The organism is Clostridium zeae, assembly GCF_017312485.1.
Taxonomy (GTDB): Bacteria; Bacillota; Clostridia; order Clostridiales; family Clostridiaceae; genus Clostridium_AR; species Clostridium_AR zeae.
The window spans coordinates 499,333-516,101 of record NZ_BMBA01000002.1; the positions used below are offsets into that span (position 1 = coordinate 499,333).

Annotated in this window: 14 protein-coding genes; 5 read left to right on the plus strand and 9 right to left on the minus strand. The window is 31.8% G+C overall.

Going from position 1 to position 16,769, the window contains the following annotated elements:
• Positions 1 to 14 precede the first annotated feature (14 nt).
• The 6 genes from J3477_RS11700 to J3477_RS11725 all read right to left on the minus strand — a co-directional run bounded on the left by J3477_RS11700 (position 15) and on the right by J3477_RS11725 (position 8,257).
• The gene (locus tag J3477_RS11700; RefSeq protein ID WP_206870130.1) at positions 15 to 1,691 is read right to left on the minus strand and encodes a glycoside hydrolase family 13 protein; all 1,677 of its coding nucleotides are present in this window, start codon (positions 1,689 to 1,691) and stop codon (positions 15 to 17) included.
• A 221-nt stretch (positions 1,692 to 1,912) separates the two neighbouring features.
• Positions 1,913 to 3,067, minus strand: a complete 1,155-nt coding sequence (thiI, locus tag J3477_RS11705) for a tRNA uracil 4-sulfurtransferase ThiI (protein ID WP_206870131.1) — start codon at positions 3,065 to 3,067, stop codon at positions 1,913 to 1,915.
• Positions 3,064 to 4,209: a cysteine desulfurase family protein gene (locus tag J3477_RS11710; RefSeq protein WP_206870132.1), complete on the minus strand. Its 1,146-nt coding sequence runs from the start codon at positions 4,207 to 4,209 to the stop codon at positions 3,064 to 3,066. Before J3477_RS11710 ends, thiI begins: the two co-directional genes overlap by 4 nt.
• 379 nt (positions 4,210 to 4,588) lie before the next feature.
• Entirely contained in the window at positions 4,589 to 5,290 is a 702-nt protein-coding gene (locus tag J3477_RS11715; RefSeq protein ID WP_206870133.1) for a TVP38/TMEM64 family protein, read from the minus strand.
• A gap of 228 nt (positions 5,291 to 5,518) precedes the next feature.
• Positions 5,519 to 7,183, minus strand: a complete 1,665-nt coding sequence (locus J3477_RS11720) for a discoidin domain-containing protein (RefSeq protein ID WP_206870134.1) — start codon at positions 7,181 to 7,183, stop codon at positions 5,519 to 5,521.
• A 396-nt stretch (positions 7,184 to 7,579) separates the two neighbouring features.
• Positions 7,580 to 8,257, minus strand: a complete 678-nt coding sequence (locus tag J3477_RS11725) for an HDIG domain-containing metalloprotein (protein ID WP_206870135.1) — start codon at positions 8,255 to 8,257, stop codon at positions 7,580 to 7,582.
• Positions 8,258 to 8,789: 532 nt separating this feature from the next.
• Between J3477_RS11725 and J3477_RS11730 the strand changes: the two genes are divergently transcribed.
• From J3477_RS11730 to J3477_RS11750, 5 genes are all read left to right on the plus strand, one after another.
• A complete protein-coding gene (locus tag J3477_RS11730; RefSeq protein WP_206870136.1) occupies positions 8,790 to 9,542 on the plus strand; it encodes an ECF transporter S component in 753 nt (250 codons plus the stop codon).
• Between the two features lie 95 nt (positions 9,543 to 9,637).
• A complete protein-coding gene (locus J3477_RS11735; RefSeq protein ID WP_206870137.1) occupies positions 9,638 to 10,609 on the plus strand; it encodes a P1 family peptidase in 972 nt (323 codons plus the stop codon).
• Between the two features lie 212 nt (positions 10,610 to 10,821).
• Positions 10,822 to 11,004, plus strand: a complete 183-nt coding sequence (locus tag J3477_RS11740; protein ID WP_206870138.1) for an alpha/beta-type small acid-soluble spore protein — start codon at positions 10,822 to 10,824, stop codon at positions 11,002 to 11,004.
• Between the two features lie 123 nt (positions 11,005 to 11,127).
• Positions 11,128 to 12,948 (plus strand): ATP-binding protein, encoded by a 1,821-nt coding sequence (locus J3477_RS11745; protein ID WP_206870139.1) that lies wholly within the window; start codon positions 11,128 to 11,130, stop codon positions 12,946 to 12,948.
• Between the two features lie 2 nt (positions 12,949 to 12,950).
• A complete protein-coding gene (locus J3477_RS11750) occupies positions 12,951 to 13,544 on the plus strand; it encodes a response regulator (RefSeq protein WP_206870140.1) in 594 nt (197 codons plus the stop codon).
• A gap of 195 nt (positions 13,545 to 13,739) precedes the next feature.
• Here the strand turns inward: J3477_RS11750 and J3477_RS11755 are convergent, their stop codons facing one another.
• From J3477_RS11755 to hemB, 3 genes are read right to left on the minus strand one after another with little or no spacing between them, the layout of a single operon-like run.
• A complete protein-coding gene (locus tag J3477_RS11755; protein ID WP_206870141.1) occupies positions 13,740 to 14,516 on the minus strand; it encodes a sirohydrochlorin cobaltochelatase in 777 nt (258 codons plus the stop codon).
• Between the two features lie 12 nt (positions 14,517 to 14,528).
• Positions 14,529 to 15,797: a glutamate-1-semialdehyde 2,1-aminomutase gene (hemL, locus tag J3477_RS11760; protein WP_206870142.1), complete on the minus strand. Its 1,269-nt coding sequence runs from the start codon at positions 15,795 to 15,797 to the stop codon at positions 14,529 to 14,531.
• A 2-nt stretch (positions 15,798 to 15,799) separates the two neighbouring features.
• The gene (gene hemB, locus J3477_RS11765; protein ID WP_206870143.1) at positions 15,800 to 16,768 is read right to left on the minus strand and encodes a porphobilinogen synthase; all 969 of its coding nucleotides are present in this window, start codon (positions 16,766 to 16,768) and stop codon (positions 15,800 to 15,802) included.
• Position 16,769: the final 1 nt, after the last annotated feature.

The window sequence follows — 16,769 nt, forward strand, 5'->3', positions numbered from 1 at the left end:
AAAGAGCATAGTACTTAATCCTGTAATTCATATACAATAGCTTCATAAGGTCTAAGTTTAATTTGATCATCTTGTGGTACATTATCATAATTTGAAATCAGAATATTTCTTGTTAAGCCTCTTAATTCTTCTGGAACTAGGAATTGTACTTCCTCTTCAAAAAAGTTAAGCACTACTAAAAGCTTTTTATCTTCTAATTGCCTAGTATAACAGTATACACTTTCACTTTCTTTATAATATTCTTTGAAAATTCCATATACTATGACATCATTTTCTTTTCTTAGTTGAATTAATTTTTTGTAATAATAAAAAATCGAATTACTATCTTTTAAAGCCTCTTCAACATTTATTTCTGTATAGTTAGGATTTACTTTAAGCCATGGAGCTCCATTAGAAAATCCACCATTTAAACTATTGCTCCACTGTATAGGAGTTCTAGCATTATCTCTTCCCATTCTATATACACCAGCCATAAAGTCTTCCTCTTTCATAAGACTTCCTTCAACCAGTTCCTTATAAGCATTTAAAATCTCTAAATCCTTATAGTCATCAATAGACGTATATTTAACATTTGTCATTCCAATTTCTTCACCTTGATATATATAAGGAGTTCCATGCATTGTATGAAGCATAGTAGCAAGCATCTTTGCTGATTCCACTCTATATTCCTTATCATTACCAAATCTTGATACCATTCTAGGCTGATCATGGTTGTTTAAGAATAGTGAGTTCCATCCATCATCACTTAATTCTTCCTGCCATTTACTCATTATTGCTTTAAATTCGCCAAGAGTCCAAGGCTTTTCTTCCCACTTAGTTCTACCTTTTCCTATATCCATAAGTTCAAACTGGAATATCATATTAAGCTCATTTCTATCCTTCCCAACATAAGCCTTTGCAAGCTCTGGTGAAACTCCTGGACATTCCCCTACAGTCATAACATCATATTTACTTAGAACTTCTTTATGCATCTCTTGCATAAATTCATGAATTCTTGGCCCATTCATAGAATATGGCGCAAAATTTCCATATAAATCACCTTCACCCTTAGGTCCATCTGGAAGTCCAGGCACCTTTGAGATAAAGTTGATTACATCCATTCTAAATCCGTCCACGCCCATCTCAAACCAATACTTCATCATGTCATAAACTTCTCTTCTAACCGCTGGATTTTCCCAGTTTAAATCAGGTTGCTTCTTTGAGAATAGATGAAGAAAATACTCTTCTGTCGTTTCATCATACTGCCAAGCACTTCCACTAAAGCATGACCCCCAGTTATTAGGAACTTCCCCATTCTTTCCTTTGCCCCAAATATAATAATCTCTATATTGATTGTCAACTGAACTTCTACTTTCTAAGAACCATTTATGCTCGTCCGAAGTGTGATTAACCACAAGATCCATTACAAGCTTTATGCCTCTTTCATGAAGGCCTATAAGTAATTCTTTAAAGTCATCCATTGTGCCAAACTCGTCCATTATATCTCTATAATCACTTATATCATATCCCATATCGTCATTAGGGGATTTATATACAGGATTAAGCCACATTATATTAATACCTAGTTCTTTAAGATAATCTAATTTTTCTATAACACCTCTTAAATCACCTATTCCATCTCCATTAGAGTCCTTAAAGCTCCTTGGGTAAAGTTGATAAACAACTCCTTCTTTCCACCATTTTCGTTCCATTTATTATCACCTCTATTAAAATTTAAAAGTTGTGCATACGGTTTCACAACTATTTTAACACATTATAAATCTTTTAAAAAGGTCCTTTTATAATTAATGTAAAAGTTATCAAAAATCTTTGAATATATACATCTACTGAATATCATACGTTTAAGAACCATGTTGAAATTATAAAAAAGGAGATAAGATGTAAATATAATACATCTTATCTCCTACTTATATTAAAAAGTATAAGTTTCAATATTTTCTATAGCCTTATCAACAAGCTCATCAATTGCTAAAACACTCTCTGATTTTCTTGTAACATCAACTCTTGGTTTTGTCTTAGGATGTTTTGGAACAAATATTGTACAGCAGTCTTCGTATGGTAATATTGAAGTTTCAAAAGTACCTATTTTATTTGCTATTTCTATTATATCTTCCTTATCCATTGCAACTAATGGTCTAAATACTGGTCTATCTGCTACATCGTTACTAACCATTAAACCTTCCATAGTTTGTGATGCAACTTGACCTATACTTTCTCCACTAGAAACTGATTGCACTCCTTTGATTTCTGCAAGTTTACATGCAACTCTCATCATAAATCTTCTCATTATGATGGTAAGTTCATCTTCTCTGCACTTCTCCATAATTGCCATCTGTATATCAGTAAAAGGAACTACATACAATCTAACCTTTTCAGTATATTGAGCTAATATCTTTGCAAGGTCTTTAACCTTATCCTTTGCCCTCTCTGATGTGTATGGATGTGAATGATAGTATACACAGCTAAGTTCTACACCTCTCCTAGCCATTAAATACCCAGCAACAGGAGAGTCAATTCCTCCAGAAAGCATAAGCATAGTACTTCCATTCATTCCATATGGTAGTCCACCAGCACCCTTTATCTTATCTTTATTAGTATAAACATATGCATTTTTTTCTCTTATTTCAACCTTTAAAGTACATTGAGGTTTATGTATATCAACCGAAACAGTCTCAAGCTTGCTAAGTACGTATCCACCTACACCTCTAGAGGTTTCCATAGAGTTAAATGGAAATCTTTTATCTGCTCTATTTGTTTCTACTTTAAAAGTTTCTGCTCCGCTTTCCTTAACTTTTTCAAGCGCTAAGGCTTTTATAGCATCAATATCTCTTTCAACTTGAGTAACAACGCATATTTCCATAACTCCAAATACACTTTTTGATCTTTTACAAGCTTCTTCAAGATCTTCACACTTTATGAACCATCTACCTTGGTCTTCAACTATTTCAAAATCTAATCCAACTAATTTCTTTTTTATATTTTCTTTAAGTCTTCTTTCAAACTTACCTCTGTTTAGACCCTTAAGAAATATCTCAGGGGCATATTTTACAAGAATTAATTTTTTCATATCTTTACTCTCCTTAAAAAAGTTAGTGAATTTCTTAAAACTTCTATTACGTAATCAACTTCTTCAATCGTATTAAAGCTTGAGAAGCTAAACCTTATTGCTCCAGTTATCTCTTTTTCAGTTAATCCTATTGCATTTAATACATGGCTTCCTTTAGTAGATATATGTCTAGAAGAGCAAGCTGATCCTGTTGAAACATATATGTCTTTCTCTTCAAGCAGATGAAGAAGAACTTCTGCTCTTACTCCTATAAATGAAACATTTAAAACATATGGTGAAATTTTATCATCTAAAGGACTATTTATCTTTATATCTTTTATATTTTGTAATTTATCTATAAAATATCTCTTTAATTCTGTAACCTTATTAAAATTACTTTCTAGATTTTTTGAAATTTCTTCAGCAGCCTTTACCATGCCTAAAGCTGATGGTAAATTTTCTGTTCCAGATCTGAAGCCTTTTTCTTGTCCACCACCACTTATAAGCGGAGCAAAAGACAATCCTTTTCTTATATAGCAGAAGCCAGTTCCTTTTGGTCCATGAATCTTATGAGCACTTACTGAAAGCATATCAATCTTATATTTTTTCACATCTATTTTAAACTTTCCGAAACTCTGAACTGCATCAACATGAAACTTAGCTCTTTGACTTCTTTCTTTAATAAGATTACCTATTCTTTCAAGATTTTGTATAGCTCCAATTTCATTATTTACATGCATTATAGATACTAAAACAGTATCCTTACAAATACTTTCTTCTAATTGTTCTATATCAATTTGACCCACACTGTTAACATCTAAATATGTAACCTTTACTCCGTGTTCCTCTAGTTCCTTACAAGTACTCAAAACACTTGGATGTTCAAAACTTGATATTATAATATGATTTCCAGGCTTAGTTATACCTTTTATTATCATATTATTACTTTCACTGCCACCAGAAGTAAAATATACTTCTTCTTTTGTACAGTTAATTAAGCTTGCTAACCTCTCTCTGCAGCTTAAAAGTTCTCTGTCGCATTTTATGCCCATTTTATGTAATGATGAAGGATTACCGTAGAACTCCCTCATTCCATTGATCACTGCTTCAATAACTTCTTCGGTAGGTTTGGTGGTTGCACTGTTGTCAAAATACACCTCCATTTTATCACCCTCTCAGTATCATAATTTCATCTTAAACTATAGCTACTATAAAGTTAAGAGCCTTTATAATATTATCTGCAAATCATCCATTGTACAATTTACCATATATGTGAAATTATAAATATTTTTTATTTACAATCATCAAATATAATATTTTACAGTATTATTTCACTTTTTTCAATAACAATTTAACTTTATCGATTTTATACAATTTCATCAGCTCGTTAAAGTATCGGATGGTCAACCACTCAATTTTAACGTGGTACTTTAACAGCTCTTAATTTTTAAGTAGCTTCTTTCAAAAAAAATCAGTGATATACTTTAAGATATACCACTGAACTACTCTAATCACACAAATTTATTTATATTAACACTTAAACTAACCTACTTTTTCTAATCTCTTAAATAACTTATCTTTAAATACTAATCCAATTACAATTAACATTATAAACACAGTTGTTCCTATATAAATCACAAGTTTATTTCCAATTGCTATATTCGCTCCGTAATAACTTGAAAGAATTAGCATTGGTAATCTTCCTAAAGTTGAATATATCAAAAAATCTATTAATGTAATCCTTGATAGACCACATAAAAATATAGAGCTGTCTTTTGGTATTCCTGGCATTATATAAATTAGAAAAACCACAAGATTTAATCTATCAGAGTTCATAAGTCTTTCAAAGGGCTTTATTGCTACATCTGGCACTACTTTCTCTACAAATCTAGTTCCATACTTTTTAGTAAGATTAAATAGTATAATTGATCCTAAGTTTATTCCTACTATTGATAATAATGTAGCTTCTATTGTTCCAAACACATATCCCCCTGCAGTTTGAAATACTTCTCCTGGGATAAAGAATATTACTACCTGAAGAAATTGAAGAAGAGTATAAACGATTGGAGCTAATGGTCCAAAGGAAAGCAAATATCTTTTAAACTTCTCATTATTCTTTAGTATTTCAATCATGTTGTGTATATCTCTTTTAAATATAATAAACAATAAAATTAAAACTAAAATAGAAAGCATTAGAAGAATTATTCCTTTGTTCTTCTTCCATGAACTTATTAGTTTGTTCATAAACTCCTCCTCATAGATAGTGTACCTTGTCTGTCTTTTTTAATAAACTACAAAAACACATATCTTCATATATACATCTTACTATGATTTAATAAAAAGTAAATTAAATTTATCTTAATTTTATCTTAATTATTGCTTGAAAATTTTATGTTCTCCTATACAGCAAAAAAGGATGAAGTTTAGACTTCACCCATTTTTCTAATTATTTTCCATCAAAATCCTATTATTCTATTTAACCAAGTCTGTGAATGTAATTCCGCTTGATCTCATACTTTGCACTGCTGAATCAACCTGCGAAGGTGAAAGTATAGTATCTTTAGCATGATAAACCCAGTCTACATCTTCCACGTAAGTACTTGCTATAAGAGGATTCTCTCCCTCACCTGTTATAAACCATAAATTAAAGTCAATATTCATAAGCTTTCTTGGTCCAAAGTATGGAGTATCCTGAGTAAATTGCTTGCCATCAATGAAATATGTTGTAGTTCCATCACTAGTGACATTAATAACTAAGTTATGCCATCCTGCATATGAACCAGCCCCAAACTTAGAACTTCCATCCTTATACCAAGGATCAGCAGTATAGGTATGCCAAGAAGTTGTCCACATTCCCTGACCTTGCCCCCATCCCCCATTTGCTAAATATTCAAAATCTAACTCACTATAATTTGGATCTCTATATCCTTCTAAAGGAGATATTGTGAAGAAGGTTTCATTTATCCCAGCTCCATCAGTTCCCGAAGTAGGTGTATCTGTAAACTTAACTCTTGCTGCATAAGTTCCTTTATTATACTTTCTGTTTGAAGTATATATCTCAGCTTGGCTTGTCCCTGCACCAGTACCATTAGTAGTTGCAGTAAGCCTCATTAACTTATTTGTAGAATTTTGAGGGTCATTTAGAAATGAAATGTTGCTTGGTGAAAACTTACAACCACTTGGGCCTGGACCAGATATTTCATTTCTAAGAGTCCACCCATGAGTTGTTAAAGTTCCATCACTTGAGCCAGTATAATTAAAGTCATCAAACAGAATATTAGATGTTGGAAGCGGTGTTGGAGTTCCCTGATATATCTTCACCGAAGACATTTTATCATTGGCATCAGTGCCAACCCAAGAAGAGCTTGTTGTGAATGTCCACTTTGTTCCTAAAAAGTTGTCATCTGCGTAGGCTTCAACAGTCCATCCAGTTGGAACCTTTAATGAAGACATCCAATTATCAGGTATACCAGTAGCCGTTAACTGTGAAAGAGTATAGTTTCCTATAGGTAGTGCTACTGAAACTCCTCCATAATTAATATCTTGATAAAATGTAGCTTGTTCTGGTTCATCCATAGTCCAAACCTGAGCCTCTACATAGTGGTTATATATATTAGCACTACTTCCATTTGAATATAGCCTCACGTATCTTGCACTTATGGTTGAGAAAGTTATCGCCTTTCCTGCAGAAGTTTCTGCATATTCAGCATCAGTTCCTGTACCAAGACCTGCACTATTGTTGTTATCATTATTAAATACTGTTGTTACCCCACTACTAAAGTTTGGGTCATTGGATACCCTTGCAATAACATCATGGTATGTTCTTCCATCAGCAAAATAATGCCAGAGATTTATTTTATTTATATTATACGGCTGTCCCAAATCGATTTGTACCCATTGTAGATTTTGTGTTACCCCAACAAAATTATTACTGTTTACATCTCCATCTGTTATAAGTGATGCAGCTCCAGACATGGTATCACTTGCTGTAATGCTTTTACCCGTAGCTATATTTCTTGTTGCCGCATTAGCATTTTCATCATAAAACTTTAACTGTATGACAGTTAAGGTTAATATGAATACTGCAGAGAAAATTCCTAATCTTTTCTTAAATCCCGTGTTATTTCTTTTAAACATAAAACTATCAAACCCTTCTTTTATATTTTTTATAACATAGCATTTACGCACCATAAAAAATCATTGAAAGATTATTTGTTTAAAAACTTAATTTATTTCTTAGATTTTAAAGAAACTTTTTTTTGCCACTTAAGTTAATTGTTTAAGGATGAATTATAAGATTATTTTTTGAATTAAGATCAGAAAAGAACCTGTGATTGTAAGACATGTATGTTGTTTAATATTGTATAATACTCATTTATCAAAGATTTCATTGCGTAACTACTATATATATATATTGTAAATTATATGGCAATAATTTGCAATATATCATCTATTTTTCTTTTAACAAAAAAATAAAAAGGTTTATTCTACTATCCAAGAATAAACCTTTTTATTGTTATCATATTATTGTGATTAAGCATGCTGAATCTCTTTATCTAATATTTGTTTCTTGAGATAATCATAGTTTTCCCCTGTTGTGGACGCTATTGTATCCACAAATTTCTCAAGTTTTTCAGTTACCTCATATATTTCGTTAGGTTTCATTTCACCCCTAGCTAATCTGTCACATAAGGATAGAAGTGTGATTTCATGTACCGAACAGTCTTCTATCATACTCGATATTTCAGCAAAAGGAAGTCTTTTATTTACATAAAGGTTTTGCATGTGCCATCTTACAAGACCAATCACTGAGTCATTGAACCCTTCATCTTCAGAAAGATCTCTTAAGAAACGCCTAACCATCTCAGCACCTACTGAATCATGGTTATAAGCTGTCCACCTTCCGTTTCTTTTTACAGTTGTTTTTATCTTCCCAACATCGTGAAGTAATGCCGCCCACATAAAGCTTCTTTTGTCTTCACTGATTTCTCTCCTTGATGCAGCTTGATCCACTACCATCATAGTATGATTCCATACATTTCCTTCAGGATGAAATTTCTTCTCTTGCTCAATACTTTCTAATCCGCCTATTATATCAAATGGTCTTTTATGTAAAACTCCATCTTTTTTAAGCTTGTTTAAATATTCTGATGGTCTTTCATCAGATAACAAATGTGCTTCTATTTCATTAAATATTTCTAAACTAGACAATTGTAGCACCTCCCTTTCTCTTTAATTATTATTGCCCTATTTTTATATTAAGATTCAGATATTAACCTTGTATAAATATATATCCTAAGAAATTTCACTTCATCCTTTATAAAGAGTTCATGTAACTATACTTAATTTATACTTGTCCAAAAATCCAGGCTTCTGGAGATTTCCGTCCATGTACAAATTAATAGTTGAGTTAGGAGCTCTATAAAAACTGTTAATTTACAATATGTACGATTATGATTAAACTTTAAAAATTTCTAGTATTATACTATACTGGTTCACGTGTTTGTTTTCTCCAGTAAAATTCAGAATATTATTTATACTCACATTTAATATAGTAATACCAATAACTATACTTTTACAATGAATTTATCAAAAATATTTTTTTGTTCAAATGTCTTGATAAAAAATTAATACATGCTAAAATACATTTGTCGGTATTCTCACGAAACCGAACTAAATGGTTTTTTACTAAAAGCCGAATTATATCCTACTATATTTAAGGAATAAGAACGGGAGGCAAAACATGGAAAGAGGTTTAAACAAATCAAAATTCAGTACTAGACAAATGGTGGTAACTGCAATGTTAGCTGCCATATCAATCTTCTTAGGACTAAGCGGTTTAGGTTTTATAAAAATACCGCCAGTTAATGCAACAATAATGCATATACCAGTTATAATAGGTGCTATAATAGAAGGACCAATCGTTGGGGGGCTAATAGGCCTATGTTTTGGATTATTTAGTATGTATCAAGCATTTACTGCTCCAACAGTTACAAGCTTTGTATTCTGGAATCCAATAGTGGCTCTACTTCCTAGAATCTTAATCGGGGTTGTAAGTTACTACTCATATATTGGAATAACAAAAGCAGTTAAGAAGAATCCTTCAGTTTCGGGGGCCGTTGTAATAACATTTTTATCAGTTATAGTTGCTTTAGCTCTTAAAGTATTATTACCTGTAATGGTTAGTTATGGTATAGCCGCTGCTGTTTTAATATTACTTAATTTTTTATTTGTAAAGTTTAGACTAAGCGAAAAAAGCGATGTACTTTCAGTAGGAACTGCGGCTGTACTTGGTACTCTTACAAATACAGTTTTAGTTTTAAGCTTGATCTACATTGTCTATGTTGATAGATTTGCGAAAGCTATAAATATAAGTTCTTCTGCAGCTGGAAAGACTATAGTTGCAATCGGAATGACCAATGGTATTCCAGAAGCTTTAGTTTCTACAATAATAACAGTTCCAGTTGTATTAGCAATACTTAAGATTAGAAAATAATATTATGAGTGTGTAGCTACGAAAATAGCCGCACACTTTTTTACTGTATATAAAATCGTATTTGAAAACAATATTATTCGAGAGGAGTAAAAGAAATGAACGAGATAAAATTTTGTGATATAGAAGGCATCAGAATTGGACACAGTGAAAACCTTGAAGCCGGAACTGGATGTACTGTTATTATATGTAAAGAAGGTGCTTCTGGTGGAGTTGAAGTAAGGGGTGGAGCTCCTGGTACTAGGGAAACAGATTTATTAAACCCTACGGAGATGGTAGAAAAGATTCATGCAGTTGTGCTTTCAGGCGGAAGTGCCTTTGGTCTAGATGCTGCTGCAGGAGTAATGGAATACTTAGAAAATAATGATATTGGCTTTGATGTTTCTGTAACTAAAGTACCTATTGTTTGCCAAGCTGTACTATTTGATCTATTATGCGGAAACGGAAAAATTAGACCTGATAAAAAAATGGGCTTTGATGCTTGCATAAACTCTGAAACGCTTAAGGAAGATTTAAACGGAAATATCGGTGCTGGTACCGGTGCTACGGTTGGAAAGATTTTAGGACCTCAGTTTTCCATGAAAGGCGGACTTGGAACATATGCTGTTCAAGTAGGTGATTTACAAATAGGTGCGATAGTAGCAGTTAATTGTCTTGGAGATGTAATCGACCCTTCAACTAATGAAATCATCGCCGGAGCTTTAGATGAAAATTTTGAAAACTTTGTTAATACAGAAGAAGTTATGATCTCTCAATATTCTAAAAAGAATAATGTATTCAACGGAAATACAACCATAGGACTCATTGCTACTAATGCTATTCTTACAAAGGCTGAAGCTAATAAAGTAGCCTCTATGGCTCATAATGGTTTTGGAAGAACAATGAGACCAGCACATACAATGGTTGATGGCGATACCATCTTTACAATGGCAACAGGCAATGTAGTTTCTGATATTAATGTTGTAGGTTTACTTTCAGCTAGAGTCATGGAAAAAGCAATTATCAATGCTATAAAATCAGCTGAATCTAGCTACGGCTTTAAATCCTATAAACATAAAATAAATTTGTAAAAATTTCAATAAATAATTTTACTAATTGAAGGCAATATTATTATGGTGAGGGTTTATTAAAGAATAATTTTTATTCCTTAATTTACTTTTTTCTGTGCCTATTCCCTTAATTAGACTTATTTTCATAGTTTATAAAAAAGATATGTACACACAATAATAGTGCAAAGCAAAAGAAGCTTTAGCAAATAAAAATCTTAAAGGAGGATTTTACTATGGCACAAAAATTAGTTCCAGAAGCAAAAGCTGCTCTATCAAAATTTAAAAATGAAGTTGCTAACGAATTAGGAGTTCCTTTCAAGGAATACAACGGTAATCTTTCTTCAAGACAGTGTGGAAGTGTCGGTGGAGAAATGGTTAAGAGAATGGTTGCTGAATATGAAAGTTCTATAAAATAGATTAGATTAAATGAGGTTCAAGCGTAGCGCTTGAACCTCATTTAATGTATAATTTTAATGTTATATAAATCTGCGATTTAAGTACGATAATATATTATATAAAACATATTCAAAGGGGACATTATGAAAAACAGTTTAAAGCTAAAGTTTATTTGCTTATTTCTAGCTTTATTATTCATCAATTTTATTATTGTAGGAATATCACTTTTTAACTTATTCGAGGTAAAACAAGATACTACTAAGCTGGTAGCTAAAAATTATGATAGCATACAAACCTCAAACAAAATGATCCAAATCATAGATGAAGAATCTCAAGATATAATTAGCTACATAAACACAAAAAATCCTGTATTCATACGGAATTTTTATGATACAAATAATAGTTTCCATGAAAATTATCTTTCAGAATTAAATAATGTCACTGAGAAAGGCGAATCATCTGCTATTAACCAGATAAACACTGATTACTCTGCTTTTTTAGATTCATTGACCAGTATTACAGCCATAAGAGATTCAAAAGGTAAAGAAGCAGCACTATCACAATACACAGAACAAATACAACCATTGTATGAAGCCCTTACAAAATCTTTGCGTAAAATAATTGATATAAACGACACAGCTATCGTAAAACAAAAAGACTCAATGAAAAACAGTATAAGCTTCTCAATAAATACAACCATAGGTTTAAGCATTTTCTTAATTTTGGTGGGACTAGCTTTCTCCATAAGATATATAAACAAATTCCTTAGTCCTTTATATTCTCTTCATGATGATATAATAAAAACAAAGGAAGGTGACTTTACACATAGAGCAGAAATTTTATCAGATGATGAAATTGGTATCTTAGCTCAAGAATTTAATAATATGAGTGAAAAAATAGGTCAATTTCAACACAGCACTTTTGGTAAACTATTAGATGAAAAAAATAGATCTTTAGCTATTTTAAAAAGTATATCTGATCCAATCATAGTTTTAGATACTAATTACAGAATAGTACTTCTAAATGATGAATCAGAAAATTACTTTAAGATATCTCAGGCTCAAGCTGTTGGCAGACATGTGTTAGAAACCTTAACATACGGGGAGCTTTTTGATTTTATATCAAATGTAATGGATAATTCTCTAGAAAAAGACAGCAAAATCATGAGCTTTAAAAACAATAGCACTGTATTTAAGATTAATCTATCTCTCATTAAGGACAATGCCAACAAAACTAATGGTATAGTGGTATATTTTCAGAACATAACTGAGATTAAAAAGATAGAGAAATTAAAACACGATTTAATATCCTCATTATCGCATGAGATAAAGACTCCGTTAACCTCTATTATGATGGGAGCAAGCTTACTTGAAGATTCTGAGCTTATGGAATCTAACACAAACTTTAATAAAATAGTTTCTGCAATAAGTGAAGATAGCCAAAAACTATTAAACTTAATAAATAATTTTTTAAGATACGGGCAATTAGAATCTGATCAAAAATTATTAAATATGTCCTTCTGCTCTGTAGAAGATATTATAAATAGAAGTGTAGATGAATACTACTCACTGCTAGAAAATAAAAATATAGAACTGCGTATAGGTATTCAACACAACCTACCTGAAGTATATGTTGACGAAGAAAAGATAGGTTGGGTACTTAACAATCTTTTATCTAATGCAATTAAATATACTAGAAATTTTGGGACTGTATTGATTGGTGCCTATGAAAATTTTGATCATATAAGCATATTCGTTAAAGATAATGGAATAGGTATAACCAACGAATATCAAACTAGAATATTTGAAAAGTTCTTTAGAGCTAATAGTGAAAGCGAAGGCACTGGCCTTGGTTTAGCACTTTCAAAACAGATTGTAGAGCTTCACGGCGGAAGCATTTATTGTGAAAGTCAATATGGCTTAGGTAGTATTTTCACTTTTGAATTGCCAAATAAGGGGGATTAATTATGAAAAAGGTATTAGTAGTAGATGATACAAAAAATATAAGAGAGATGCTTAAAACATATTTAGATATGGAAGGTTTTCATGTATTTGAAGCCATAAATGCTAACGAAGCTATAGATATAATACGAAAAGAAGAAATAGCAATAGTTTTTACTGATATAAAAATGCCTGAGGTTAGTGGCACAGAATTATTGAGATATATAAAAAAATATAATAAGAATATAACTGTGATAGTTATGACAGCTTTCGGTACAATAAAAAATGCTGTTGAATGCACTAAACTTGGAGCTGCTGCTTATCTTCAAAAACCTTTTACAAGTAAGAGAGTAAAAGCAGTATTAGATGAAGTACTAAAAAAGGATTCTATAAAGAATAACCTAGTTGCTCATTTAACTCTTGCAAAAAAACTTCTTGATGAAAATGAAATTGAGAAGGCTGAGGAAGTTCTAAAGAAAACTCTTACTATTAAAGATGACTGTGGTGAAACCTACTTTTTAATTGCAAAACTTGAAGAACTGAAAGGTGATATAGAAAAAGCTGAACGCTTTAAAAGAACAGCTGAGATATTCCAGTTTAACTGCGGATGCGATGAATAGTGCTGTTGTGTGTATAACCTTACTTTAGATAAACTCCATTATATATAAATCTTTTAGCAAAGACTTAAATTTATATATAGTAGAGTTTGTATCATACAAATATGTAATTAAACTTACTATGACATAAAAAGCTCTATCACTAAAATTGATATTAAACTATTTTAATTTATTAATATAAAAAAAGAAAAACTTATATTAAAGTTTCTCTTTTTTATATTCGCTATTAACAATTAAATCAATAACTCCTTGTATCTCTGACAATGATTTATCTGATACAATAACCTCAAAACCTTCTCTAATCAGTCTACTCTTCCAAGAGTTAGGATTATCAGTAATCAAATCTTTCTTCCCATGAAAACCTAGTACAAAAAGAAAAGGCTGAAGTACAACTCTCTTAACATCTCTACTGTTTAATTGATTCACTATATCCTCAAAAGAAGGTTCGCCTTCTATTGTACCTATATAAATGTTCTCATAACCTTTATCTCTAAGGCTTTTTTGAAATTCATAATAGCTCTGCTGCGCCTTATGACTTGTTCCATGAGCTACCATAATTATTTCATCTTCTTTATTAATAATAGGATTAATTGCATCTATAAATTCATAGTTTCTTTTTTTATCTTGTTGTATAAGAGCTGCATGAGTTATGTTTATACTGTGATTACTATTTTGTTCTCTAAGCTCTTTAATCACATTCTCAGCCTCTTCATACTCTTTTCCCTCTATTAAAAATAAAGTAGCTACAGTAATATGTTCCACGTCAATTTTTATAAGCTTCTCTATTCCTTCTCTTAAGTTAGGTATTGAGACATTATGTCTAGCTTTTAGTTTATCGATTATTTTAGCTGAAGCAAATGCCTTTACTACCTCAGAGTATTTACTTGTATCTATATTCTCAATAACGCATTCATATCTATTTAGAGCGTCTAAATCTGCTGTACCATTACTTAATACAATCAACCCTTTTTTCATTTCTACCTCGTTTTAAAGTTTTCTTAAAGCCTCAGCAAAACTTTGTATTTCTTTTTCACCATGCTTCACTGATAAAAACATAGCTTCATATTGGGATGGAGGAAGATATATCCCCTCACTTAACATATGAGTAAAATATCTATTGAATAAATCTATATCACAAGTTTTAACATCATCATAGGTTTTTACGCTTTTATTCTCAGTAAAAAATAAAGTCATCATTCCACCACATCTATTAATAACGCTCGCTATTCCCTTTTGTGATAAAATATCCTTTATTTCTCTTTCTAATATTGCTCCATACTTTTCTATGTTTTCATAATACATAGGATTGCTATTAAGCTTCTTTAAGGTAGCTATTCCTGCAGTCATTACTATAGGATTACCTGACATTGTACCTGCTTGATATATAGGTCCTGATGGAGATAGTTTTTCCATTATATCTCTTCTGCCTCCATAAGCACCACAAGGCATCCCTCCACCCATTATTTTTGCATAAGTAACTAAGTCTGGTTTTACATCAAATAAGGTTTGAGCACCTTTATAAGCTACTCTAAAACCACTCATTACTTCATCAAATATTAAAAGGCTTCCATTATCATCACATAGAGCTCTAAGTTCTTTCATAAAAGCATCCTCAGCTTTTATCACTCCCATGTTTCCTGCTACTGGTTCTATGATGACTGCAGCTATATCTTCACCAAAAGCATTAAAAATAGCTTTTACAGAAGATATATTATTGTACTCTGCTACTAAAGTATTAGATATGCTTCCCTTTGGAACTCCAGCACTGCCAGGTATACCACCAGTAAGAACTCCTGAACCTGCACTAACTAAAAAACCATCAAAATGCCCATGATAGCAGCCTGAGAATTTTATTATCTTATCTCTTCCAGTATATCCTCTAGCAAGCTTTACTGCACTCATAGTAGCTTCAGTACCTGAATTAACCATTCTCACCATATCTATATTATCTAAGGTATCGCACATAAACCTAGCTAATTCTAGTTCCAAATAAGTTGGAGCACCAAATGCTAAGCCGTCGTCCAATGCTTTCTTCATTGATGCTATAACCGCTTCATCCTTATGTCCTAAAAGCATAGGTCCCCAAGCTCCAACAAAATCTATGTATTTCTTATCATCTTCGTCGTAGATATAAGCCCCTTCCCCCCTCTTTATTACTGGAGGATCTATATCTAATCCCTTAAAAGCTCTAACTGGTGAATTAACTCCACCAGGCATATATTTTTGTGATAACTGAAATATTTCACTACTATTCATTTTTATTCCTCCTTAAGCCAAGCTGATGCTTCTAAAGCATAATAAGTTATTATCATATCAGCACCTGCACGTTTTATAGAAAGAAGACTTTCTAAAGCTATTTTTTTCTCATCTATATATCCAAGCTTTGCACCAGCTTTAATCATAGCATACTCACCACTTACGCTATACGCAGCTACTGGATAATCAAATTTGTCTCTTGCCATTTTTATTATATCTAAATATGATAAAGCAGGTTTAACCATTATGATATCTGCGCCTTCTTCTATATCATTTTCCATTTCTCTTACTGCTTCTCTACTGTTTGCAGGATCCATCTGGTAACTCTTTCTGTCTCCAAATTGTGGAGCTGAGTTAGCAGCCTCTCTGAATGGTCCATAGAAAGCTGAACAGTACTTAGCACTGTATGCCATTATTCCTACATTCTCAAAGCTGTTTTCATCTAAAGCTTCTCTTATAGCTCTAACTCTTCCATCCATCATGTCAGAAGGAGCCACCATATCTGCTCCAGCCTTTGCATGAGATACTGCAACCTTAGATAAAACTTCTAAAGTTTCATCGTTTTTAACATATTCATTTTCTATAATTCCACAATGACCATGATCTGTATATTCACATAAGCAGACATCAGTAATCACCCATAGGTTTTTATCCAATTCCTTTATTCTTCTTACTGCTTTTTGAACTATTCCATCCTCTGCATATGCTTCTGATCCACAGCAATCTTTTTCATCAGGAATTCCGAAAAGCATAATACCTCTTACTTTAGCTTTTTTAATTTCCTCTACTAATTCTTCTAATCTATCTACTGAAAAATGATAGTTTCCAGGCATAGATTCTATCTCTTTTTTTATATCGTTTCCTTCAACCACAAAAATCGGGTATATAAAATCCATAGGAGATAAAGAATTTTCTCTTACTAAATCCCTTATCTCTTTTCTTGTTCTAAGTCTTCTATTTCTCTTATTCATG